The sequence below is a fragment of the Schaalia radingae genome, from assembly GCF_900106055.1.
GTDB lineage: Bacteria > Actinomycetota > Actinomycetes > Actinomycetales > Actinomycetaceae > Pauljensenia > Pauljensenia radingae_A.
In genome coordinates this window covers 617,789-642,128 of sequence record NZ_LT629792.1, presented here as the reverse complement: position 1 = coordinate 642,128, position 24,340 = coordinate 617,789, and the positions used below count along the sequence as shown (strand labels likewise).

The window sequence follows — 24,340 nt, the reverse complement described above, 5'->3', positions numbered from 1 at the left end:
CCCTCTACTTTCTTCGGAAGATGTTTACGGCGTGGCGCACTGGATGAGCTGGCCGTGTCCGCTGGCGTAAATGTCCTTCTCGCATGCACCGACGAAGACGCTTTGACCACACGTCATGGTCACGTGAGCAGCTGAGTGGGCGCGCGGAGCAGTGGTCATGACATCAACGCTGCCGTCCAAGCACATCAAGATGCGCGGTCCCTCCCCTGGGATCAGAACTGGACCTGGCGCAGTGGCCTGTACGGGCTCGCCTGCAACGTCGCGCGTGCCGGGCGTTGTGCCGGGAAGAGTGGTGACAGAAAGGGAGAATTCCTGGGCCGGTGCCAGGAATGTGTCGGTCGTTTCACTGGGGTGCTCGGCGGCAACGCGAATGGGCGGCAACGCAGAAAACTCGGCAATTTCCACCAGTTGAGCGCTATCGACATACTTGCGGGTCAGGCCCGCGCGCACCACATTGTCAGAGGACGCCATGACCTCTATCCCCAATCCCGACTGGTAGGAGTGGATCTGGCGAGGTGGAATATAGACGGCCTCACCGGGACGCAACGACACTGGATTCATCAGGAATGCGACGATGATACCGGGGTCACCCACGTACTTGGCGGCCAACCGCGTGACCATCTCATCGGTGCGTCGGGACGGAGACGTGCCGCGCTCCAGGCGCTGCGCGCATGATGCGGCAAATTCTGACACTCCCTCGGCCGTCGCCGGAGAGTCCTCATCAAAAAGCCAGCCGATCAGCATCTTGAGCCCAGATCGCACGGTAGCGAGTCTGAGACGCTTGCGCAGAGAATCGGCAACCATGCCTTCCAGACCATCCAGCAACCGGCGCGCCTTACGTGGGACTCGAAAGCCCACAAGCGCCTCAAAGTCGGTGAGAGCATAAATCATTTCCGGCTTGTGGTTCATGTCGCGGTAGGTGCGATCTGCGGCTGTGCGCTCAATGCCTAGAACATCTTCGCGAATATACCCTTCGCGTGCGAGTTCCTTCGTTGGGTGCACCTGCAGTGACAGGGCTTCTGCCGGCGCGATGAGTTTCATCAGGAAAGGCAGACGCGGTCCGAATGAGTACAGCAACCCGTCGCCCAGCATGGCAGTGGGATCCTGATCGATGAGGTCGCGAAGGATTATGTCGCTCTCATTCAGCGACGTCGGACCGTCGATATGATCACCGAACCACACTTCTGACACAGGCGACTCAGAGCGTTCCGAGCCCAGGAAATTCGGGATCGCGTCGGTTGACCCCCACGCGTCGTTTTTCTTCCAGCCTGTAAGACGCTCCATAAAACGTGGCTCCTCGCATGTGCGCATCGCTGTGCGCACCACAATCCTGGTCGCGCATGCCGCACGACCCGCTCTCGACGATTCAGTCGTGTACTTCTAACCGATCTTAATCACTTTCCCGCACTGTGGCCGACTCGCCCTCGCGTTCGCGTTGCAGAAGGCGGGCAAATGGCCCGTCCTGAACTGCAAGCTCATCGTATGTGCCGATCTGCGCCACATGCCCATCGTCGACCACGATGATTCGGTCGGCGCCGCGAATTGTGGAGATCCGGTGAGCAATGATGATCAGTGTGCGCCCAGCTGTTGCTTCGCGAATGCCATCGAGCACCACGGCTTCGGTAGCGCTGTCGAGTTGTGAGGTCGCCTCGTCAAGGATAGTAATCGGTGCGCCAGCCAGAAGTGCGCGGGCGAGGGCGACGCGTTGACGCTGACCACCAGAAATGCGCTGGCCCATCTCTCCGATCCGGGTGTTCATACCATCCGGTTCGCTGGCCAGCCACTGATCCAAGCCCACCTGGCGGCACACACGCTGCAGATCCTCATCACTGGCATCGGGACAGGCGAGCAGCAGGTTCTCACGCACACTCATATTGAACACATACGGGGTCTGCGGGGCGAACACGACAATGGAACGTAGATGGTGGCGCGTCACGGTGCGCACATCCGCCCCACCAATGCTGACTACGCCCTGATCGGGGTCCCACATGCGGTCAATGAGCCGTGCGATCGTTGACTTCCCAGATCCGCTCGACCCGACGATTGCGGTGACTCTTCCGGCCGGAATCGACACCGTGACATTGTGGAGAACCTGCGGGGATGGTCCTGCTGCGCTCGGGCGCGGCGGGTAGGCAAATGAGACACCATCCAGTGCGATCATGTCTTTTCCGCTCACGTCACCGTCTCGCACCTGGCTGCTGTCAGGTTCTCGCACCAGCGGGGCACGCTCGGTGATAGCGAAGATGCGGCGCGCCGATGCGAAGGCCTGGTCCAGATCAGCCATGAAGTCTTCGACTGCCAGTGCCGGAGCAAAGGATGCCAAGGTGACGCCCAGCGCCATGCACATCTGAGCCATGCTCACTGCGCCCGCCCTCGCCAATGACGCGAGGACAGCCAGTTGGACGATCAAGGCGAGCGCGACGAGAGTCTGATTCAACCCGCGTCGCAGCGCCACCACCGACGTTGTGCGCCGCTGAGCCTCATCGATCGTATCTTCGAGCTGTCGCATCGTGCGGTGCCGCTCGGCCTCGTTCGCGAAGGTCAGGATCTCGCGCACGCCCTGGACGGTGTCCGTGACGTGCTGGGACAGGTCGCCTCGGGTCGCTCGAATGGTGCGTGCAGCGTCACTGGTGGTACGCACCCCCAGCTGCGGGACGACTATGCTGACGGCCACCAGGAACGGAGCGAGCGCCAAGACTGCCCACCATGAAACCGCACATCCCAGATAGGCCAGGACGATCACGGGGCAGATAATGGCGCTCAAGCCGGGAGCGAGGGTGTGCGCAAAGAACACTTCGATCCGGTCAATGTCCTTGGTGACTCGTGAAAGAAGGTCGCCTGAGTCTTCGCTTTCGGTGCGCGCAGGAGCTTGCGGTTCGAGGCGATCGTAAAAGTAGCCTCGAAGCAATGCGAGGGAGCGGAATGCGACCCAGTGCCCGCTGAATTGCTCGAGGTAGCGCATCAGCGCTTTGCTCAGCGACAGGACAACGAGCACCACTGCCACGGTCAGCAGCGGCATCGTGGAGATATCGGAGGCAATCTTGCCAATCACCCACCCTGCTGTTGCGTACTGCGCCACGTGCAGCACCATTCCGATCACGCGCGCCGTGATCGAGATGCCCAACGGTGCCATGACAGGGCGTGCCACGTTGATCAGTCTGGCAGAGGTCTTCCAGCGTGATTCGTTCATCGGGATGCCGCCTTCCCGTCGGTCAGCTGTCCGTCGCACATCGTGATGCGTCGTCCTGACTGGTCGATCGTGTTGCGTCTGTGCGAAATGGTCAGCGTTGTGCGCCCCTGGGTGAGGTGGGCGAGCGCCTGCAGGATCTCGTGCTCACTGTTCAGGTCCACGTGAGCGGTCGGCTCATCCAAGATCAGGATCGGAGCATCCTTGAGCAGTGCGCGCGCAATCGCGACGCGTTGCGCTTCCCCACCCGATAGGGCCAGGCCACGCTCTCCCACTTCCGTGTCCAAGCCGTAGGGCAGGCGCTCCAGTGTCTGCGTGAGGCGGGCCGCGTCGAGTGCGCGGCGGAGGTCCTGGTCGGTGGCGTGTGGGTTTGCGATCAGCAGGTTGTCGCGCAGCGTGCCGGTAAACAGGTAGGTTTCCTGCTCGACGGTGGTGATGTGGCGTCGAATCCACTGCAGTGTCACGTCGGTCAGGTCGTGTCCGTTGATGCGAATCGATCCGCTGTCGGGCCGACGGTTGGCGCATATGAGGGTGGCGAGTGTGGTTTTTCCTGCTCCTGATGGCCCGGTCAGTACGACATGCTGACCGGCTCCGATGTGCAGTGAAGCATCCGTGAGGACGTTGACACCTTCCTGGTAGGCGAAGTTTACGCGGTCGATGTCGATGGTGGCGCCGCTCGTGCCGCCCGTGCTTCCGGAAATTTCTTCGCTATCCGAACCGCGAGTCACGTCACCCGCACCTCGCCGCACCGCATCACCCGCACCTCGCTGCGCCACGCCGTGCGCATCCGGGTCGATCGCATCTGCCGCGTCGCTGACCGCCACAGGCTCACTGGTCAGGCGCTTGATCTCGCGTTGTGAGGCCATTCCGCCCATGCCGACATAGAAGAACTGACCGACCCGATCCAACGGATCTAACATGATGGTGGACAGCAGGACCAGCGCTATAGCTTGGCCCACGCTGATTGCTCCGCTGCCAGCCCGCCACGTTCCCAGCAAGGCTGCTCCCGTGATGATCCCCAGCGAAAAGACGGCGTCCATTACGAACAGGACCAGCTGATTTGCTGCCAGGTATCGCATGACCCTGCGGCGCACTTTCTCTGATTGGTCAGCCAGGTGGCGGCCCATTGCCGCGCCGGCATTCATCAGTGTCAGCGCTGACAGGCCTTGAATAGCATCGAGTTCAGCTGCTGCGAGCGAACGCGCTGCCGAACGGTAACGAGACGAGACGGGTTTGAATGCGGCTCGAAATGCGCCGATGGCAAGCGGCACGATCGGGATGGCCAGTGCCAAAATCAGCGCCGCCACCCAGTCGATGGCAATCGCGATGACGACGACGATCAGAATCGGCGTCGCAAGAGAAGCAATCATCGGACCGATAAACGTGCCGCGATAGTTAGCCACGCGTTCCACGCCGTCGGTTGCTGAGTTGACGATTCGGCCTGTGCGCTCGCGTGAGCGTTCAGCCGGACCGCGCGCGAAGACATGATCCACGATGCGGTGACGGTATTCCTTTTCAATAGCGCCGACGCTGTGCCCCGCAAGACGCGATGCCGCCCACGCGCTCACGCCGGTGACGACAGCGCAAATAGCCGCAACGGCCCACAGCCCCCAGCTCAGCGGCCTTGACTCGATGACAGCATCGATGACGTACCCGCTGCAGATGTACACGCCCGCGAGCGCAAGCGCCGACATCCACGACACCGCAATAACTACGTGTTTTCTGTTCATCTCTTCTACTACCTATCCTCACAACTGAGGTATGCCTTATTCAGCATAGTGTCGTCGTGGCGTGATCACCGGAGTGTGCGTGTGAGGGTGGTCAAATACGTCGATGGGGTGCTGGTACACGCGTGTCAGACGCTCAGACGTGAGTACGTCAGCGGGCGGCCCTGAGCAGTCCACTGTGCCGTCGTGCAGCAGGATCACTCGGTCCGCATATGCGGCTGCAGCATCCAATGCATGCAGCACAATGACAACACCGCAGCCCGTCTGCGCATAGTCGCGTGCCAGCCTGAGGACGAGTTCCTGATGTCGGATGTCCATCGCCGCCGTTGGCTCGTCGAGCAGCATGAGAGGACTGGCCTGCGCCATAATGCGGGCAAATGCTGCTCTGGCTCGTTCACCACCTGACAGTGAAGGGTAGGTGCGCTCGCGCAGCGCCTCGATATCAACTTTCCTCAGAACCGCGCTAACTGTTGCCTCGTCCTCGTTTTCCTTGGAGGTGCCGGCCCACGATGCCCGCCCCATGCGCACAACGTCCACGACAGTAAAGGGGAACGCGATGTCGATACGTTGCAGGAGCACTGAGCGTCGCTGTGCCAGTTCCACCGCGTTCCATTCCCTGATGGGGCGTTGCGCGACGCGAATTGTCCCTGACTGTGGAGCGCGATCTCCGCTCAGCACAGACAGCAGGGTTGATTTTCCCGCTCCGTTGGGACCGACGAGGGCGACCACCTCTCCGGGGAATACGCGCACACTGACGTGATCGAGGATGGTGTGCTCATCGATTGTCACCGTGACGTCCTGCGCGTCGATGAGCGGTGTGTGGAGATCTGGCTGATCGGGCAGGTCAGAGTCGCGTGAAAGCAGGGATCGCCAGGTTCTCATGCCCAGCCTCCTGATCGCGAACGTGAGCGCCTGAGCAGGTAGAAAAAGAAGGGCCCTCCGACCAGTGACGTGAGCATGCCGATCGGCAGGTCGGCGTAGGCGATGAGTGTGCGGGCACAAAAGTCCGCGCTGACCATCAGGAGTGCGCCGCCCAGCGCGCTTGCGGGCAGCAGGAGCCCATGAGAGGGGCCGATAAGCATGCGGATGAAGTGCGGCACGACCAGCCCGACGAAGGCGATGATGCCGTTGAATGCGACGGCGCACGAAACCAGCAGTGCTACCAGTGTCATCGCGATCATGCGCAGACGCTCGACGTTGACACCGACATGCCGGGCCGCCCGCTCCCCCAGTGAAAGAATGTCGAGCTGACGAGACAAAGCGAATGCGATGAGCGTGCCGATCACGCACAGGGGTGCGACGAGGGTGACTTGCTGCCAGCACGCACCGGCGATGGACCCCATCTGCCAGAACACGATCTGTTCACGGGCGGATGTGGGCGCGCGAAAAACGATGAATGAGATGATCGCTCCGGCGACCGCGTTGACGGCGACGCCCATCAAAATCAACGTCACGACTTCGGTGCGTCCTTCGTGTCGAGACATGACATAGACGATGAATGTGGTGATCAGCCCGCCGACGAATGCCAGCGTCGGTGTGGTGAGAGGCCCCAGGAATGTCCATCCGGCGATGACCGACAGTGCGGCACCAACCGCTGCTCCAGAGGAGACACCCACTATTCCAGGCTCGGCCAACGGGTTGCCAAATATGCCCTGCATCAACGCGCCAGCGACCGCCAGCGAGATTCCCACCAGGATGCTCATCGCGATGCGAGGAAAGCGCACGTTCCACAGGGCTTCATCACCGAATGGGTGGGTGGGTGCAGGAAACCACGGCAAGCCGATTTTATGAGTAACGGATCCGAGGACTTGGTCGAAGGGAATGACGAGTTGGCCGAGCGCCGCAGACACGAGCACCGTGATGACCAGTAGAGCGGTCATCACGGTGAAGACGATGAGGGTGCGGGGTCGGGCAGTTGTCACTGACGCGCACCGCTTTGTCCGCCGTGACCGCGCCCTGTTCCAGCGCCGCCGTGTTGCCCTGTGCGCGCCGCCATCTCATCGAGGCGTTTTTGAACAATGGCTGGCTTATGGTCAGGAAGGTACGCGCGCTCCGGATCATACAGTGCCTGCCCTAACGCCACGATCACATCAGCCGTTCGCGGCCCCCACGTCATGACCTCGTAGTCAGACATGTCGATGATGCGGCGATTCTGCCCGGCAGGTGTCTGTGCAATGCCGGGCAATTTCAACATCGCATCTAGCCCGCCAACCGACGCAATGGACAGTGTCATCGTCACGATCACGTCTGGAGCCGCCTGCACCAGCGCTTCAGCATTGGTAGGTTGGGATCCTTTGAACCCCACTTCCGTTGCCACGTCGGTCGCTCCCAGTGCTTCAATCAGCGCGTCGGCTCCTGAATTCTGGCCGAACCAGTCGTAGATTTTGGGACCGCGCATATACAGGAATGCGGCGCGTGGCCGTGCCGACGAATCACTAGGAGCAATGGAAGCAACTGCCTGGCGTGCGTTCGCAATTTCCTGGTCGGTGCGCGTAGCCAGCTGAGCACCCAGCTCGTGGACACCCAGAGCATCGGCCACCGCTTTGATTTGAGTACCGACAGCATCAAGGCCGCCCTCGTGCACGTCAGGTATGAACACGACGGGGATGCCCGTGTCGCGTAGCTGCTCGTGGACCTGTCGCGGTCCGATATTGTCGTCGGTAATGATGACCGAGGGGTGCAGCGCCAGGATGGATTCGGCGTTGAGTTCGTGCCCGTTTCGCGTGACTTGTGGCAGATTGTCGAGGCCGGGGATCGCCGTGGCCGTGTCCCTGCCGACCAGCTGGCATCCAAATCCGAGCGCGTACACGATGGACGCGAGTCCGCCGTTATTGTTCAGGGCAAGAATGCGCGTGGTGTCCGTAACCGTCTGGCGCGCACCGTCATCACTGGTCACGGTGGCAGGCAATGTCTGTGAGCTGGTTGGATCGTCGGAAATTGGGATGATCTGGTCGCTTCGCGTGTACGCGGTTGTTGGCCCCTTGAGCTGTAGCGGGTCGGGCAGATTGGCCTGAACTGATTCCGACAAGTCAAAGTCGCGGGCTTGGGTGGAGGCTGGCGGCATGTCGCATGCGCTGGCATCGGATTCGGGTACTGTCGCAATGTTGGCGCACCCAGTGACCGTCATGACGAGGGCACACGTGAGTGTGCTCAGGCATGCAGCTGGTGTCCACGAAGCCGCTTTCACTGTTGAAACTCCATCTGTCGCAGTCGGTTTGGCCAGTTGGTAAACCTCGTGCTTATATGACGCTGTTTCACATAAAAACGGCTTACCCACGTAAGAGTACGATGTTCCTACGTGGTCGGCAAATTAACACCGCCGATGGACTATCACACCTGTTTCAGCAGATCCTGTACGTCCAGTTGAACGGGTCGTCTGCACGTCCCATCTGAATGTCGGTGAGCTGGTGGTAGATCTTTTCCGTCACCGGGCCAACAGGGATCGTCACGTCGAAATCATCATTGGCCAGGCGGCCGATGGGTGTGACGACAGCGGCAGTTCCACATGCGAAGACCTCGCTGACGGCGCCCGACTGAATGCCGCTGACCAGGTCGTCCAGGGCGATCGGCTTTTCTTCAACATCCACGCCCTGTGAGCGCAGGAGCTGGCAGATCGCGGAGCGCGTGCCGCCTTCCAGAATGACGCCAGTCAGTTCAGGTGTGCACACTCGTCCGTCGCTCATCACGACGAACATGTTCATGCCGCCGAGTTCTTCCAGATAGCGTTCCTCGTAACTGTCGAGGAAGCAGACTTGCGAAAAGCCCTTTTCCCCTGCGAGTTGCTGCGGGAGCAGTGAAGCAGCGTAGTTGCCGCCTGCTTTGGCGCTTCCTGTTCCGCCCGGGCCTGCGCGGTGGAAACCTCGGGAGACCCAAATCGACACTGGTTGGAATCCGCCCACGAAATACGGGCCGGACGGGGACCCGATCACGTAGTAGTCAATGCGCGAGGCTGAGTGGACGCCTAAGAACGCCTCCGATGCGAACATGAAGGGCCGCAGATACAGGCTCGATCCTTCTACGTCAGGCACCCATTTTTCGTCGGCACGAACATAGTCTACGAGCGAGCCCACGAAGTCTTCGCGGTCCATCTGTGGAAGTGCAAGACGGTGAGCGGAATGATTAATGCGCGCAGCGTTGTATCCGGGGCGGAATGTCCACACGGAGCCGTCCTCATGGCGGTACGCCTTGAGTCCTTCGAAGACGGACTGGCTGTAGTGGAACACGGCAGCAGCCGGCGACACGGTCAGATCCCGGAATGGAATGATTTCGCGGTCATGCCATCCCTGCTGCGGTGTCCACGCCATGTGTGCCATGTGGTCAGTGAAGCGGTGACCGAAGGTGAGGTCCTTCATGATGCCGTCGTAAGTCGCCTGATCAGCGGGCGACGTGTTCTTTTCGAGCGGGAAGCGCCCAGCAATACGGTCGGCGTCCGGAAGCGGCTGGCTACCTGCTTGTTCCAATTGCGTGGGCTGATGCTCAATAGTCATCGTTACTCCTCATCGTCACTGACTTTCGCATTCGCTACCTGCAGCCTATCCCTCTGCACCGCAGAACAATATGACAGTCCATATGTCGACCTGTTTCGCACGAGCGGACGTCTCGGGCGCGCAATGCGCAGCTGCGCATGGTCGAGCCACTGCACGTGGTCGGCGTGAACGCGCGCACTCTGGCTGCGCGAGGGCTACGCTCACCTCAGTCCCACGGCAACTGGCACACCTCCTAGTCGCGTGCCAGTTGCGCTGCGATATCGCTGCCAATCTGTTCTGTTGAACGCACCAGCTGCTCACCGCTTGCCTGCGCGTCAGCGCGACGCTGCATGTCGCGTTCGATGGCATCGTGGACTGCGCCTGCTTCCTCGCGATATCCCAAGTGTTCCAACAGCATTCCGACCGATGCGATCGCAGCTGTCGGGTCTGCCTTTCCTGTCCCGGCGATGTCGGGGCCAGATCCGTGGACCGGTTCGAACATGGAGGGGTGAGCGCCCTCGGGATTGATGTTGCCCGACGCCGCCAAGCCGATTCCACCGGTTACCGCGCCGGCAAGGTCGGTCAGGATATCTCCGAAGAGATTGTCAGTGACGATGACATCGAATCGGCCCGGGTCGTTCACCATGTAGATCGTGGCGGCATCGATGTGGGCATAGTCGACAGTGACGTTCGGGTAGTGTGCGCCGATTTCTTCCACCGTGCGCTGCCACAGTCCCCCGGCATTGACGAGGACGTTGTGCTTGTGCACCAGCGTCAGGTGGTGCACTGGACGGACGGCCGCCTGTTCGAAGGCGTATTTCACTACGCGTTGCACGCCAAAGGCGGTGTTCACGGACACCTCGGTGGCAATTTCCTGGTCGGTGCCGGTACGTATGGCGCCACCATTTCCGCAGTACAGGCCTTCTGTCCCCTCGCGCACGACAGTGAAATCAACGGTGCCGGGATCGGCCAGGGGGGTTGCAACTCCCGGGTAGTACAGCGAGGGACGCAAGTTGACGTAGTGATCCAGGCTGAAGCGCAGCTTCAACAGTAAACCGCGTTCCAGCACGCCTGAGGGCACTGACGGGTCGCCCACTGCGCCCAAAACGATCGCATCGGAATCATCGATCCGGGCAAGGTCCTCGTCGGTGAGAATCTCACCAGTGGAGTGGTAGCGATGGGCGCCCAGGTCAAAGTCGGTGGTGTCAATGTGTGTACCTGAGCCAGCAAGTGCGGCCTCCAGTGCGCGCAGTGCTTCCGGCACAACTTCGCGCCCGATGCCATCTCCGGGAATTACAGCTAATTTCAACCGTGTCATGGCTTCATTGTGTCGCTTCCATCTGCGCTCACGGTTCCTCGTCCACCATGCGAATGAGCGGCCCACATGGCGGACACTGTGCTCCGCACATGGTGGTCATGAAGGCCTACGCATAGACCGGGGGTGGCACCTGTTCGGTGCCACCCCCGGCTCACGGTCATCAACTGAAAAATCAGCGAGCTGCTGAGCCGTCCGTGTAGTCCTCGTCAACGGACGCCCATCCAAACTTGCGGCGCAGTTCCTGACCGGTCTTTTCAATCGGGTGGCTTTCTTCCTCAGCACGCAGTGCCTTGAACTCCTGGCCGCCCGCTTCCTGGTCAGCAATGAATCGGTGCGCGAAGGAGTCGTTTTGAATGTCCGCCAGCACCTCTTTCATCGCTTCTTTGACCTGGGGGCCGATCACACGCGGACCGGACACGTAGTCACCGTACTCAGCTGTGTCAGAGCACGACCAACGCTGCTTGGTGATGCCGCCCTCGTTAATGAGGTCGACGATCAGCTTCATCTCATGGCACACCTCGAAGTAGGCGATCTCGGGCTGGTAGCCGGCCTCAACGAGGGTCTCGAAGCCGGCCTGAATCAGGTGCGAGACGCCACCGCACAGCACGCTCTGCTCACCGAACAGGTCGGTTTCAGTTTCTTCGGTGAAGGTCGTCTTGATGACGCCGGCGCGGGTGGCACCCAGGCCCTTGGCGTATGCCAGAGTCAGATCCCATGCGTTGCCCGACGCGTCGTTTTCCACTGCGACAACAGCTGGAACGCCCTTGCCGTCAACGAACTGGCGGCGAACAGTGTGGCCAGGGCCCTTGGGCGCAACCATACACACGTCATGGTTCTTGCCCGGGTCGATGTAGCCGAAGCGGATGTTGAAGCCGTGTGCGAAGAACAGTGCCGCATCTTCCTTCAGGTTCGGCTCGATCTGCTCTGCGTAAACGGTGCGCTGGACCTGGTCGGGGACCAGAATCATGACGACGTCCGCTTCCTTGACAGCTTCGGGAACGTCCTCTACTTTCAGGCCTGCCTTTTCGGCCTTGTCCCACGAGGATGAGCCAGGGCGAAGTCCCACCACCACGTCAACGCCGGAATCTTTCAGGTTCAGGGCGTGAGCATGTCCTTGAGAGCCGTATCCGATGATGGCGACCTTCCTGGACTGGATCAGCGACAAATCTGCTCCGTCGTCATAGATGATTTCAGCCATTGTTCTAAATCTCCTTGAGTTGATCTGTGATTGAGCGTTGACCGCGGCCAATGGCGACAGCGCCTGATTGAACGATTTCTGTGATGCCAAATGGCTCAAGTGCGCGCACGAGGGCGTCGAGCTTTTGACCAGATCCAATGGATTCGATCACCACCGATTCCGGTTGGACGTCAACAACGTGAGCACGGAACAAATCGACCACTTCGAGCACAGGGGTGCGGTGTGCACCATGCGTGCGCACCTTAATCAGCATAAGTCGGCGCTCCACGCTGGAATCTGGCTCAAGTTCAACGACTTTGATGACGTTGATCAGCTTGTTGAGCTGCTTGGTGATCTGTTCAAACGGCAAATCATCGGCTTCAACGATGATCGTCATGCGGGAAATCTTCGGGTGTTCGGTTTCCCCCACTGCCAGGGATTGAATGTTGAATGCGCGGCGGGCAAAAAGTGCTGCCACTCGGGTGAGGACGCCCGGCTTGTTTTCCACCAGCACTGACAAGGTTCGCAAGTGTCCCATCGGTCAGTCCTCCGTTTCCCAGTTCGGGGCCATGTCTTTGGCGTACATGATGTCGTCGTTTGAAACTCCGGCTGCGACCATCGGCCACACCATCGAATCTCGCGACACCCTGAAGTCCAGTAAGACAGGTCGATCATTGATTGACATTGCCCAGTCGATCGCTTCGTCCACCTCGTCCTCAGTTCGCACGGTCCGTGCTTCGAGGCCGTAGGCTTTCGCCAGTGCCACGAAGTTCGGAACCTGGTCACCCTCGTCGGGGTTGAGGTCGGTATTCGAATAGCGTTTCGAATAGAACAGCGACTGCCACTGCCGCACCATGCCCAGCACCGAGTTGTTGATCAGGGCAATCTTGATCGGGATCCGGTTCACCACGCAGGTGGCGAGCTCCTGGTTGGTCATCTGGAATGATCCGTCGCCGTCAATTGCCCACACCACCGTGTCGGGTTGTCCGACCTGCGCTCCCATTGCGGCTGGAATGCAGTAGCCCATTGTTCCCAGTCCGCTGGAGGAAATGAAGTGGTGAGGCTTGTCGAGTGTGAGGAACTGCGCCGCCCACATCTGGTGTTGCCCCACGCCGGTGGTGAAGATAGCATCGGGTGCGTGAGCTGACAGGCGCGAGATCACGCCCTGCGGGGCAAGGCGCCCGTCTTCCGGTTCAGTCCACCCCATCGGGTAAGTGTCGCGCAGCCTGTTGAGGTAGCGCCACCACCCGCCCAGATCGGCCGGTTTACTGGCGTCTTGTACAGCCTTGACGGCAGCCGTCAGGCGAGGCAGGGTCGCTGCCAGATCGCCCACGATGGGAATGTCTGCGACTCGGTTCTTGGAGATCTCCGCAGCATCGATGTCCACGTGGATCACGCGTGCGCGACGCGCGAAGGAGTCGAGGTTTCCTGTCACGCGATCATCGAACCGTGCACCCAGAGAAACAACGAGGTCGGCACGCTGCAAGGCTCCCACCGCTGCGACCGTTCCGTGCATTCCCGGCATTCCCAGGCAGCGCTGATCCGAGTCGGGGAATGCGCCGCGCGCGGTCAGTGTGGTCACCACTGGCGCGTTGGTCGCTTCCACCAGTTCTGCCAGCGCCTCGGAACTGCGCGAGCGGATCACGCCACCGCCGACGTACAGAACTGGAGCTTGAGCTGTCGCAATGGCAGCCGCTGCTGCGCGCACCTGCTTCTTGTGCGGCTTAGCGGCAGGCCTGTAGCCCGGCAGGTCGAATGCCGGTGGCCACGAAAATTTCATCTGTGCGTTTTGGGCAGATTTTGTCACGTCGACGAGGACGGGGCCTGGCCGTCCGGTCGATGCGATGTGGAATGCTTCAGCGATCAGCGAGGGGATTTCCTGCGCGTCCGTCACCAGGAATGAGTGCTTGGTGAGCGGCATGGATGCGCCCACGATGTCTGCTTCCTGGAATGCGTCAGTGCCGATCATGGAGGCACCGACCTGGCCTGTAATGACGACGATCGGAACAGAGTCCATATTGGCATCAGCCAGTGCAGTCAATGTGTTGGTTGCTGCCGGCCCGGACGTCACGATCGCAACGCCCACTTTTCCAGTCGCCAGGGCGTACCCCTCGGCAGCGTGTCCTGCTCCTTGTTCATGTCGAACCAGAATGTGACGCATGGATGAATCCATGAGCGGGTCGTAGGTCGGCAAGATCGCGCCACCTGGCATACCGAAAATGTCGGTCACGCCCAGTGCTTCCAGGCTCGCGACGATGGCCTGCGCCCCGGTCATTGTCTGTGTTGGAGTATCGCCCATGTTCATGGTGTCCTCTCAATGGTTTGTGTGGTGGTACAAAAAAATCCCCTTCGCTCCAAGCGTGGGGATTAGGCGTGCGTTCCACCTGACATTTACGCAGCAGGATACGCACGCCGACCTACGAGGAGGAGGACGTCCGTCACTGCGATAATGTTCTGCACGTCTCATACGTTACGGCTCCGTCGGGCCGCGAGTCCCGGAATCTCATATTGTGAGAACCCGGCGTCATTAGCCAGATTGCCTGCGCTTCACAGGCAGCCCTCCGCACCCTTTCTTCGCGCCTTTTCGGCAAGCATCCGGCATCGGTGCAGTATCAAACCTGCAGCACGCCCTCGTCATCCCCACACCACGCCAGCAGGCCCCATGCGAGCCGGGCCAGAAAGCCAGTCGCGTCACATTCGCCAAATGTGACGACAATTGGGACGATAGACTGTCGCACCCTGAGAAATACCTGAGATAATGCCAGAGCATGTAGACCTTTGGAACTTAATGGGAGTGTGCCTGTGGCCTCTGTATTCTCATTTTTGGCTGAACAGCCCGTGCTGTTCCTGTTCATCCTGATCGGCATCGGGATGGCGTTTGGCCGCGTCAAAGTTCGTGGAATCGGACTGGGTGCCGCCGCGGTGTTGTTCTTCGCGATCATCCTGGCTGCGTGGGCGGAAACATACGGTGTTGAGCTGCGCGTCACCCGTGAACTCGGCACGCTTGGCCTGGCCCTCTTCGCCTTTGCTATCGGTATTACTTCCGGCGCATCCTTCTTCCACAATCTGCGCAAGGCCATCGGACCAATCCTTATCATGGTCGTGCTGTACATCGTGGCCGCTTCGGTCGGCCTGCTGGTCGGACGCGGATTCGGCATGAGCACCGCGATGATCACGGGCACATTTGCCGGTGCTACGACGAACACGCCCGCTCTGGCTGCCGCCGGAGAAGCGTCCGGCGACCCAGGTGCTGCCACTGTTGGCTACTCCATTTCCTACATTTTTGGTGTCATCGGCATGCTCGGTGCTGCGGCTGCTGCCCTGTCATACGGCAAGCACGACAAAGATGCGCCCAGCCCGCTGGCTAACCGCACCATCCGCGTCGAGCGCGAAGACCATCCCTTCATTGGTGACATCTACGAAAAGCTCGGCAGCCGCGTGACGTTCTCGCGTCTGCGCCGCGGTGAGGCTGGCCCGATCACGCGCCCATCCATGTCGGACACACTCGATCCTGGTGACCTGCTGACAGTTGTTGGCCCGCGTGAACTTGTGGCGCGTGTTGCCACCGAGCTTGGACACTCCTCCTCGCACTCACTGTTGCAGGACCGCTCCTACCTGGACTTCCGCCGCATGACAGTGTCTGACCCGAAGGTCGCTGGGCGAACAGTGGGAGACCTTGATTTCGCCACTCGTTTTTCCGCCACGATTTCTCGTGTACGTCGCGGTGACGTGGATATGGTCGCAGAACCAGGACTGGTGCTCCAGCAAGGTGACCGCGTGCGTGTGGTTGCTCCGACCTCCAAGATGAAGAAGATTACCGAGTTCTTCGGTGACTCGGCACGCGGCCTGTCTGACGTGAACCCGGTCGCTCTGGGCATCGGCATGGCGCTGGGCATTTTGCTGGGCGAGCTGAAGTTCTTCACCCCCACCGGTGAGTATTTCTCGATCGGTTCCGCTGCCGGCACGCTGATCATAGGCCTGATCTTTGGCAAGATCGGCCGCGTCGGCCCGATCGTCACCGCGATCCCCTACACCGCATGCCAGGTGCTCTCGGAGTTCGGTTTGCTGGTCTTCCTCGCTCAGGCCGGAGCCGTCGCAGGCGGTCAGATCATCGAAGCGTTCACATCAGGCGCATGGTGGAAGATCTTCCTGCTCGGCGTCATTATCACGTTGATCATGGCGATCGGCATGTACTGTTCGATGCGCTGGATCTTCAAGATGGGCGGCACGCGCCTGGCCGGTGTACTTGCAGGTTCGCAGACCCAGCCTGCGGTATTGGCATTTGCGAATGGCCGCACGAACATGGATCCTCGTGTGGCGCTCGGCTACGCACTGGTCTACCCGGTCGCCATGATCGGCAAGATCATGGTGGCGCAGGTCTTCGGCGCCATGTAGCTGCTCGGTTTCACGCCTGCTCTACGCAGCTAATCAGCAATTGGCGGGTCGTCCTCGTTCCTCCTTTATGGACGAGGGCGACTTGCTTCTTGTGTGAGCTGGCTACTGATCCTTGTCGATGCCCCTGCGGACCTTGTCCGAATGGAGCGACTGACGTTTGCGCCGCTCATCAATCAGGTTCAATGCAGCAGCAATAAACAGGATCAGCATCCCGACCCCCAGAGCAGGCCCAGGAACTGCTCCGCGTGTCACAAGCGCATAAATCAACCCGCCGCCCAACAGCACAGTGGCAATAACATACAAAGCATCACTGGTCACCTTCACAGTCATTGTGAATCACCTACCCATTCTTGCAATAGTCATGTTTCATGCATTCCTGCGTAAAGCCGTTCTTCCACCCTTCATAGGCCACCACGCCAACCGGGCCGAGCGCAACTGCACCTGCGCAAATCCCCCAGCCAATAGAGCCTTTCCATTGGCTCCAGGTAATCTGCCCCGAAGCTGCTCGAGATACACCATCATCGCGAGCAACCGTATAGCCAAGAGTAAGTGCCGCAACAACAGCACCCACAACCGCAGGCACATTATTCCACACCTGCTAATAATGAGGGTATCAGAGTGCTGCCGGCTCAACAAGGTTCGGCGACAAACTGCCGCGCACAGCAGCTGTCTGACGGAAAAGGTATGCGGCGCGAACTATGGGGTTGAGTGAATGGTGCGCCAAGGCCAGCATGTCAGATGCAATCACGTCAGATGCAATCAACCGGTCAAGGTCATTGCACTGCCCATGAGTCAACCGGTCAAGGTAAGAGAGCTGAAAAACTGGCCGGCACGCTTCGGCGACAGCGACTTTTCCGCACTATTCCGCGGTTCTCACATGATGAGATCGCGCGGTGACGGCGTTCTACCTTGACCGGTTGATCTTCGCAACGTCGGCTACCTTGACCGGTTGATTAATACCTTGAACAGTTGACCGTCACTGTGGCGAGGTGCTCAGCAGCGCACTGACAGACCTTGATCCGTTGACTGTCACCTTGGTCGATCGACTCAGACCTTGACCCGTTGACAGTACCCGCATGACGTTGATGCGCAGCGATCCCTGCGCGCCCTCTCGCGGGGTGCCGCACGCCGTGCCGGCGCTGCAGCGGTATACCACCGGCTACCGCCCGTCGGCTCCTTCAGGGAAAGGATCGACCTCATCGCCCAGGCTGTCACCCAGCTCATCAGCGTCGCCCTCGTCGATTGCCCCAGCCAGGCCGAGCGAAGGCACAGACACTGGACGCTCCATCAGCCAGTTGCGGTCAGTGAGCATGCGCGCAACCGCCAGACCCACGCCGATTGAAATAACCGTGAAGAACACGGAGAAAAGTGCGGCAGACGCGTCATTGATGTTCCCGTTGTTCAGGTAAGCCAGCGAACGGTACAACGGCACACCCGGGATCATGATGACAACGGCGGGCACCGACAGACTCACGCGTGAGTAACGATGGCTCGAACGCGCCACCAGCGACGCCAGCAGACCCGCGCACAGTGCCGCAATCCCCACAGCAGCCTGAACGGGCACATGCAACTCATCCACCATCGCCAGACGACCCGTGTTGATCATTGCACCGATCAGCGCAGCGTAGGCACTGACCTTGGGCGGCGTATTAAACAACATAGCGAACCCGTAAGACGCGATATACGAGGTCAGGAACCGCAGCAGGTACAGCACCCACGGCATCAGGTGATAGTCATACTGAGGGGTGACCGACCAGTGGAAAATCAACGACACGCTCCACACGGCCACACCCGCCGACACCATCAGCATCGTGACATAGACCAGACGCGGAATCCCCGCCTGGAAATCGTGACGCACCAGGTCAATGATGCCGGTGACCAACGGGAATCCTGGCACCAGGAAGAGCACTGCTGAAATGAAACCGGCCTGGTGGGTTGGTTCGACGTTCATGAAGTGCTGCGCGGCTGCCACCAGTGAAATGTAGATCGTGGAGGCCAATGCACCGCACGCCATCCACACGCCGAAGTGATTCATGCGACGGTGAAGCATCTGGCGGCGCAGATACTGACCGAAGAAGGCCGCGATGGCAACAACGGAGCACTCCACCCAGCCGCCGTGATTAAGAAATGAGAACGCCGCGCATGCGATACCCGATGCCAACGCGTTCGGCAGCGTCGAATACAACGGCGGCACGTGCTCGATCTCATCAAGTGTGGAGTCGACTTCCTCGATGCTGATCGATCCGGGCCCGCCCAGGCCATTGACGAAACTCGCAAGCCGGTCGATGCGGTCAGCGTTGACACCCATCGCGCGCTGCTCGGCAAGCTCGGTGCGGAAGGTGCCCGACGCGTACGCCGTGGAGATAATCTCGGTGTATGTCACCTGCGCGTGGTGCTGCTCAATACCGACTGCCTGCGCCAGACGAGCCATGCCGTGTTTGACGCGAAATGCACTCGCACCGCTGGACAACAGCATCTGTCCCAGACGCAACACGATACGCGACGCGTGAGCAAGGCGATCGTGAGCCACCATACGGTGCAGCGTCAGTGAGGTGCGTTCACGCTCGGTGTGAGCGTACCGGTTGTGGTCTGTGCCCGTGACTGCATCCTCACGCGCCGCAGCAGTGCGTTCAGGAGCGCCTCGCCCGGCATCGCCCCGCCTGGTATCGCCGCCACCAGGCTCATTGTGGCCTGGCCTGCCGTGACGGGAACCGTCGCGACCGGGTTCGTCGTGCCTGGGATCGTCGTGCGCGGCTGTGCTCGACGAGGGCAACTCGTTGGACGCAGGTGCCGAAAAGTTCGACGCCGAGCTGGCAGTCGAATCATCTGAGGCAGAGTTTTTCACAGTAATAAATGGTGCCACCATCGACACCTCCTTGCCTAGGACAGGTGACCCGCTTCCCATCTCACACGGTGAATATCACAACGCACAGGTCTTCATCTCGCATTAACGTGTGACTAGTGTGGGCTGCATATATAGTGACCGCCCGCCCACACACCGATTAAACAGTCGCGATGCGTCCGCAGTGACACACAGCGCACTGACCGCATCTGGGATAGGAGCTTTTGTGAAACGTTCACGAGTCATCGCCGCGTTGGCCACCCTCGTCATGGGAATGACTGCGTGTGCGGGCCCGGATGCTTTCAACTCGAGCCAGTCCGGTCAAAGCGCCGGCGGCCAGGCGAACGCAGCGGCCACCATTGACATTGGCTCCCTGTACGAGCCGACGAACCTATCAAACTCAGGTAGCGGTGGGCAGGGCGCGACCGAAGCGCTGACAGGCAACGTGTATGAAACACTGTTCCGCCTGACTGATTCGGGTGACGTGGAACCTTGGCTGGCCACTGAAGACGTCGTCTCCGAAGATGGACTGACCCATACGCTCACCATTCGTGAGGGCGTGACGTTCTCCTCGGGAAAGGAGATGACCGTCAACGACGTTGTCGCCTCCATCAAGCACCTACTGTCTGACGAATCGCAGTCCGCGCGCAAGAAGGAAGTATCCGTTATCTCTGACGTGCAGGCACCTGACAGCACGACCGTCGTCCTGACGCTGTCAGAGCCTTCCGTTTCACTGGACTATGACCTGTCCGGCATGTGGGTTGTTCCCGAAGGGCTCGACACCACGACGCAAACTGACGGCACCGGACCCTACACGGTGGAGGGATGGACGAAAGGTTCGACCCTCACGCTGAAGGTTCGCGAGGACTACTGGGGTGACAAGCCTGCCAATGCCGGTGCCATCTTCCACTACTTCACCGATGCGACGTCCATGACGAACGCTCTGCAGGCCGGTGACATCGACATTGTGACGAATGTGCAGTCACCGGATGCGATCCCCACTTTCGATTCGAACGCGAACTTCACCGTCTCTGACGGCATGTCCACGACGAAGGAACTGCTCGCTTTCAATGACCGAGTCAAGCCGTTCGATGATGCGCGCGTGCGCAAAGCTGTCTACTCAGCCATTGACCGCGACAAGCTCCTGGAGTCCGTGTGGGCGGACAAGGGACAGGTCATCGGCTCGATGGTGCCGCCTTCGGACCCGTGGTATGAGGACCTGACTGGCCTGAACCCTTACGATCCGGAGTTGTCGCGCTCACTGCTGGCCGAAGCTGGACTGGCTGGCGGCTTCTCCTTCACGCTGGACACTCCGACCTACGATCCGCATCCACTGGTCGCTGAGTTCGTCAAGAGCGAGCTGGCCAAGATCGGTGTAACCGTGACGATCAATCCGATCACCGCTGACGAATGGTATTCCAAGGTCTTCACAAACAAGGATTACGAAGCCACGTTGCAGGAGCACGTCAACACTCGCGACGTCGTGTGGTACGCCAACCCGGATTTCTACTGGGGCTACGACAATCCTGAAGTGTCCGACCTTGTCGAGCGCTCTCAGCACGCGCATTCCACCGATGAACAAGCCGACCTGCTGCGCCAGGCCAACAGGATCATTGCCGAGGAAGCCGCAAGCGCCTGGCTCTACCTGTACCCTCAAGTTGTGATCGCACGGTCTCATCTGAGCGGATACGGGGTCAACGGGCTGAACTCACAGTTCTTCGTGGCGGGGATTAGCGAGTCCGAGTGATCCGGTACCTGGTTCGTCGCAGCGCATTGCTCCTTGCCACTGGGGTGGCGGGCCTCATTGCAATATTTGTGCTGCTCAGGCTCCTGCCCGGCGACCCAGCCAATGCGCTTTTGACATCGACCGCAACGCCGGAACAGATTGAGGCGGCGCGCCGTCAGGTCGGATCTGACCAGCCGGTTGTGACCCAGTTCGTCCGCTGGATTTCTGACCTGGCGCATGGCGACCTGGGCACGTCGTTCACATCAGGAACGTCGGTGGGCGCTGAGATTGCCTCACGCCTGTCGGTGACCATTCCTCTGACTCTGATCGCCTTCACATTCGCCCTGATCATTGCCATTCCTCTGGGATACGTGGCGGCTCGATGGCGCAACGGGCCTGCCGGCCTGATCGTGTCGATCTTTTCGCAGATCGGTATCGCTGTTCCTGTTTTCTGGATCGCCATGATGGCGGTGATCGTTTTTGCCGTCAGGTTGCGTCTGGTGCCCGCGAGCGGTTTCCCACCCCAGGGATGGGGTACCCCGTTCCTCGCGTGGACGGCACTCGTCCTGCCGGTCAGCACCATCGCTTTCGTCTCCAGCGCGTCGATGACGCGCTACACCCGCTCAGCCGCCCTCGATGTCATTGACTCAGGCTACGTGGCGTGCGCGCGGGCGCTGGGCCAGTCGCGCACGCGCGCAATGATCCGTCACGGTTTGCGCAACGCATCGATCCCGGTGATCTCGGTAGCCAGCATCGAGCTTGCGACCACCTTCATCGGTGCAGTCGTTGTTGAGCAGGTTTTCGCTCTGCCCGGCCTGGGCTCCATGCTGACCCGAGCGATCGCTCAGCATGATTTCCCCTCTATTCAAGGGGTCCTGCTTGTCTCCACCGCCCTCGTGCTGGTCATCGGGTTCCTTGCTGACGTGCTTCAACGTATCGTTGATCCGCGTCTGCGCACTTCCCTGACAGGAGGTCGCGCGTAAATGACTCCCGCACCCTCCCCTTCGCCATCCGCTCCGCGCCGCCGGGCCAGTCGAACCGGCAGAGCCGGCCTGATCATCGGCGTCGTTCTTCTCTCCGCGGTCGCCCTGGCCGCCCTCGTCTCACTGTTCTGGCTGCCCTACCCTGTCGATGACACGTCGGGCGGCCGACTGGAAGGCGCATCGTGGCAGCACTGGCTCGGCACCGATCGCCTGGGCCATGACATCGCTACACGCGTACTGATCGGTGCGCGTATCGCGCTGACGGTCGGCACCGGCGCAGCGCTCATCGCATCCATCATCGGCATCAGCTTCGGACTCCTTGCAGCACTTTCGCGCGGCTGGTTCGACGATGTGGCCTCCTCGATCCTGGACGTCCTCATCGCCTTTCCGACACTGCTGCTCGCCATGCTGATGGTCGCAGTTGGAGGCGCATCACTGCTGACCGTCACGGTGGCGATTGGCCTGTCGGCATCTGCCGTGATAGCGCGGCTGACGCGCATCCTCACATCACGTGTGCTGCGCGAGCAGTACGTGGTTGCCGCACGCACGTCCGGAGTGGGGACCCTTGGCATTGTCTGGCGCCATGTTCTACCCAATATCTGGCCCTTCCTGATCGTCAACGTGGCTGTGCTGTTCGGTTCAGCGGTTCTGGCTGAAGCAGGATTGTCCTACCTGGGGCTGGGCACTCCCCCGCCGAACGCGTCGTGGGGGCGTCTGCTGCTGGATGCTCAGGCCACGTTCACCACACAGCCTCTGGGCGCAATCGCACCAGGCGTCGCCATCGTCGTCCTCGTGATCGGCGCAAATCTACTGTCGGACGGCCTGCGCGCCGCGGTCGATCCTACCCAGCAGGAGGCCTCATGACCGCGCCACTGCTCCAGGCCAATGATCTGACCGTGCGCATCGGCGGCAGCACGATTCTGGACTCGCTCAATCTGACCATGAATCGCGGCGAGCACGTGGGCATGATCGGTGCGTCCGGGTCGGGTAAATCAATGTTCGCCAAAACTGTGATGGGGCTTCTGCCTTCGCCAGCTCAGGTGAGCGGATCTTTACGGGTGAGCGACCTCAATGTGACCGGTGCATCCGAAAAAGACCTGCGCAGCTTCCGTGGAGCCACGGCGGCAATGGTTTTCCAGGATCCCCTGTCTGCCCTCGATCCGCTCATGCGTATCGGTAAGCAATTGGAGTGGCCGCTGGCCCACCATCAGCATGTACGAGGGCGACGCGCCATGCGCGCTGCAATCAATGAAGCGCTGAGCGGAGTGCAGCTACCTGATCCTGAACGCGTTGCCCACGCATTTGCGCATGAACTGTCCGGAGGCCAGCGCCAACGCGTGGCGATTGCGCTGGCGCTGGCCTGTCAGCCAGACCTCCTGATCGCAGATGAGCCTACCACGGCGCTGGACGTAACAGTGCAGGCGCATATTCTGGATGTCCTCACCCAGGCCACGCGCCAGCACGACACTGCGTTACTTTTCATCTCTCATGACCTTCCGGTGGTCGCACAGATGGCTGATCGCATCGTCGTCATCGAGGAGGGACGGATCAGCGACGACGTGTCAACCTCGAACCTCGTGGCCGCAGACGCAACGGATCTGAGCGATGGCACACGCCGCATTGTGGAGGCGGCGCGCCACCTCGACACGATGATGGACACTATCAAGTCCCGCGACGATCGGAGGGACAACGATGAGTGATTCTGCTTTGATTTTTGACGACGTCACCTTCCACTACCCGTCAACAGATGCCGGCATTGACCACTTCAGCGTGCACCTCGAGCCGGGTGCACGCGTCGCCCTCGTCGGTGAATCCGGAAGCGGGAAAACCACAGCTGCGCGGCTGGGCCTGGGATTGTTGCCCGCGCAGTCGGGGTCTGTCACCTTTGCCGGGATGCCGGTGCGCTCGCGTTCGCGCAGTATCATGCGCAATTTCCGTTCACACGTTCAGGCGGTGTTCCAGGATCCGTATTCTTCACTCAACCCGCGTATGCGTGTCGGGGCGATCGTTGCCGAGCCGCTGCACGCGCTGAAGGTGGCGTCGGGCGCACGGGCGCGGGAGATGGTGCACGAGGCATTGCGGCTGGTCGGTGTCGATCCGCAGCGCGCTGACGAGTATCCTCGAACTTTTTCAGGTGGGCAGCGTCAACGCATCGCCATTGCCCGGGCCCTGGTGTCTGAGCCGAGCGTCATCATCGCTGATGAACCTGTTTCGGCACTGGATATGGCGACGCGCGCCTCCGTCATGGAGATGATCGATTCGATCACCCGTGAGCGCGGCATGTCGCTTCTGCTGGTTTCTCACGATCTGGCGACCGTGGCCTCAGCGTGCGACACTATCGTCGTGCTCAAGGATGGGCACGTCGAAGATCGCGGCCCGACTCGTCGTGTATTGTCAGCTCCCGAGGGTGACTATGCGCGCGCACTGATTGCTGCAATTCCTCGACTGCCAAGCGGCACCGACTGACTCACCGGAAATACCGTCCGGCTCGAAGGACACGCCGGCTGAATAGTAGGTAG

The 24,340-nt window shown here is 60.5% G+C and carries 21 protein-coding genes; 6 read left to right on the top strand and 15 right to left on the bottom strand.

Annotated features, from left to right (window positions below; genetic code table 11):
• Positions 1-24: 24 nt before the first annotated feature.
• From manA to BLT69_RS02665, 11 genes are all read right to left on the bottom strand, one after another.
• Positions 25-1,284, bottom strand: a complete 1,260-nt coding sequence (gene manA / locus BLT69_RS02715; protein WP_092648339.1) for a mannose-6-phosphate isomerase, class I — start codon at positions 1,282-1,284, stop codon at positions 25-27.
• Between the two features lie 106 nt (positions 1,285-1,390).
• Positions 1,391-3,190, bottom strand: coding sequence for a thiol reductant ABC exporter subunit CydC (cydC, locus tag BLT69_RS02710; protein ID WP_058236261.1), 1,800 nt, complete (start codon positions 3,188-3,190; stop codon positions 1,391-1,393).
• Positions 3,187-4,917: an ABC transporter ATP-binding protein/permease gene (locus tag BLT69_RS02705; RefSeq protein WP_070725030.1), complete on the bottom strand. Its 1,731-nt coding sequence runs from the start codon at positions 4,915-4,917 to the stop codon at positions 3,187-3,189. Before BLT69_RS02705 ends, cydC begins: the two co-directional genes overlap by 4 nt.
• Before the next feature lie 36 nt (positions 4,918-4,953).
• Positions 4,954-5,796 (bottom strand): heme ABC transporter ATP-binding protein, encoded by an 843-nt coding sequence (locus BLT69_RS02700; RefSeq protein ID WP_092648338.1) that lies wholly within the window; start codon positions 5,794-5,796, stop codon positions 4,954-4,956.
• Complete coding sequence (locus tag BLT69_RS02695; protein ID WP_257590388.1) at positions 5,793-6,836, bottom strand: FecCD family ABC transporter permease; 1,044 nt, start codon at positions 6,834-6,836, stop codon at positions 5,793-5,795. Before BLT69_RS02695 ends, BLT69_RS02700 begins: the two co-directional genes overlap by 4 nt.
• Positions 6,833-8,101 carry a heme/hemin ABC transporter substrate-binding protein gene (locus BLT69_RS02690; protein ID WP_257590387.1) on the bottom strand — a complete coding sequence of 423 codons (1,269 nt, stop codon included), beginning with the start codon at positions 8,099-8,101 and terminating at the stop codon, positions 6,833-6,835. The genes BLT69_RS02695 and BLT69_RS02690 overlap by 4 nt, the downstream gene beginning before the upstream one ends.
• A 154-nt stretch (positions 8,102-8,255) precedes the next feature.
• The gene (locus BLT69_RS02685; protein WP_058236258.1) at positions 8,256-9,401 is read right to left on the bottom strand and encodes a branched-chain amino acid aminotransferase; all 1,146 of its coding nucleotides are present in this window, start codon (positions 9,399-9,401) and stop codon (positions 8,256-8,258) included.
• Positions 9,402-9,633: 232 nt separating this feature from the next.
• Positions 9,634-10,698, bottom strand: coding sequence for a 3-isopropylmalate dehydrogenase (locus tag BLT69_RS02680; protein ID WP_092648337.1), 1,065 nt, complete (start codon positions 10,696-10,698; stop codon positions 9,634-9,636).
• A gap of 172 nt (positions 10,699-10,870) precedes the next feature.
• Positions 10,871-11,896 carry a ketol-acid reductoisomerase gene (gene ilvC / locus BLT69_RS02675; RefSeq protein WP_058236256.1) on the bottom strand — a complete coding sequence of 342 codons (1,026 nt, stop codon included), beginning with the start codon at positions 11,894-11,896 and terminating at the stop codon, positions 10,871-10,873.
• A 4-nt stretch (positions 11,897-11,900) separates the two neighbouring features.
• Complete coding sequence (ilvN, locus tag BLT69_RS02670; protein ID WP_092648336.1) at positions 11,901-12,413, bottom strand: acetolactate synthase small subunit; 513 nt, start codon at positions 12,411-12,413, stop codon at positions 11,901-11,903.
• Positions 12,414-12,416: 3 nt separating this feature from the next.
• Positions 12,417-14,174 (bottom strand): acetolactate synthase large subunit, encoded by a 1,758-nt coding sequence (locus BLT69_RS02665; RefSeq protein ID WP_092649067.1) that lies wholly within the window; start codon positions 14,172-14,174, stop codon positions 12,417-12,419.
• 503 nt (positions 14,175-14,677) lie between these two features.
• Here BLT69_RS02665 and BLT69_RS02660 point away from each other — a divergent pair.
• Positions 14,678-16,270: an aspartate:alanine exchanger family transporter gene (locus BLT69_RS02660; RefSeq protein WP_058236826.1), complete on the top strand. Its 1,593-nt coding sequence runs from the start codon at positions 14,678-14,680 to the stop codon at positions 16,268-16,270.
• A gap of 102 nt (positions 16,271-16,372) precedes the next feature.
• On the opposite strand, the gene BLT69_RS02655 is transcribed toward BLT69_RS02660, so the two are convergent.
• The 4 genes from BLT69_RS02655 to BLT69_RS02640 all read right to left on the bottom strand — a co-directional run bounded on the left by BLT69_RS02655 (position 16,373) and on the right by BLT69_RS02640 (position 18,803).
• Complete coding sequence (locus tag BLT69_RS02655; RefSeq protein WP_058236254.1) at positions 16,373-16,600, bottom strand: hypothetical protein; 228 nt, start codon at positions 16,598-16,600, stop codon at positions 16,373-16,375.
• Positions 16,601-16,610: 10 nt separating this feature from the next.
• Positions 16,611-16,865, bottom strand: coding sequence for a hypothetical protein (locus tag BLT69_RS02650; protein ID WP_157886322.1), 255 nt, complete (start codon positions 16,863-16,865; stop codon positions 16,611-16,613).
• An 18-nt stretch (positions 16,866-16,883) separates the two neighbouring features.
• Positions 16,884-17,066: a hypothetical protein gene (locus BLT69_RS10785; protein WP_157886321.1), complete on the bottom strand. Its 183-nt coding sequence runs from the start codon at positions 17,064-17,066 to the stop codon at positions 16,884-16,886.
• A gap of 363 nt (positions 17,067-17,429) precedes the next feature.
• Positions 17,430-18,803, bottom strand: a complete 1,374-nt coding sequence (locus BLT69_RS02640) for a threonine/serine exporter family protein (protein ID WP_092649066.1) — start codon at positions 18,801-18,803, stop codon at positions 17,430-17,432.
• A 535-nt stretch (positions 18,804-19,338) separates the two neighbouring features.
• On the opposite strand from BLT69_RS02640, the gene BLT69_RS02635 reads away from it, so the two are divergent.
• Genes BLT69_RS02635 through BLT69_RS02615 form a run of 5 tightly spaced genes read left to right on the top strand, consistent with a single transcriptional unit; the run spans position 19,339 to position 24,287 of the window.
• The gene (locus BLT69_RS02635; RefSeq protein WP_227469047.1) at positions 19,339-20,859 is read left to right on the top strand and encodes an ABC transporter substrate-binding protein; all 1,521 of its coding nucleotides are present in this window, start codon (positions 19,339-19,341) and stop codon (positions 20,857-20,859) included.
• Entirely contained in the window at positions 20,856-21,821 is a 966-nt protein-coding gene (locus tag BLT69_RS02630; protein WP_092648333.1) for an ABC transporter permease, read from the top strand. The genes BLT69_RS02635 and BLT69_RS02630 overlap by 4 nt, the downstream gene beginning before the upstream one ends.
• Positions 21,822-22,685, top strand: coding sequence for an ABC transporter permease (locus BLT69_RS02625; protein ID WP_092648332.1), 864 nt, complete (start codon positions 21,822-21,824; stop codon positions 22,683-22,685). It abuts the gene before it with no gap.
• Positions 22,682-23,521 (top strand): ABC transporter ATP-binding protein, encoded by an 840-nt coding sequence (locus BLT69_RS02620; protein ID WP_070725018.1) that lies wholly within the window; start codon positions 22,682-22,684, stop codon positions 23,519-23,521. Before BLT69_RS02625 ends, BLT69_RS02620 begins: the two co-directional genes overlap by 4 nt.
• Positions 23,514-24,287 (top strand): ABC transporter ATP-binding protein, encoded by a 774-nt coding sequence (locus BLT69_RS02615; protein ID WP_058236249.1) that lies wholly within the window; start codon positions 23,514-23,516, stop codon positions 24,285-24,287. The genes BLT69_RS02620 and BLT69_RS02615 overlap by 8 nt, the downstream gene beginning before the upstream one ends.
• Positions 24,288-24,340 lie beyond the last annotated feature (53 nt).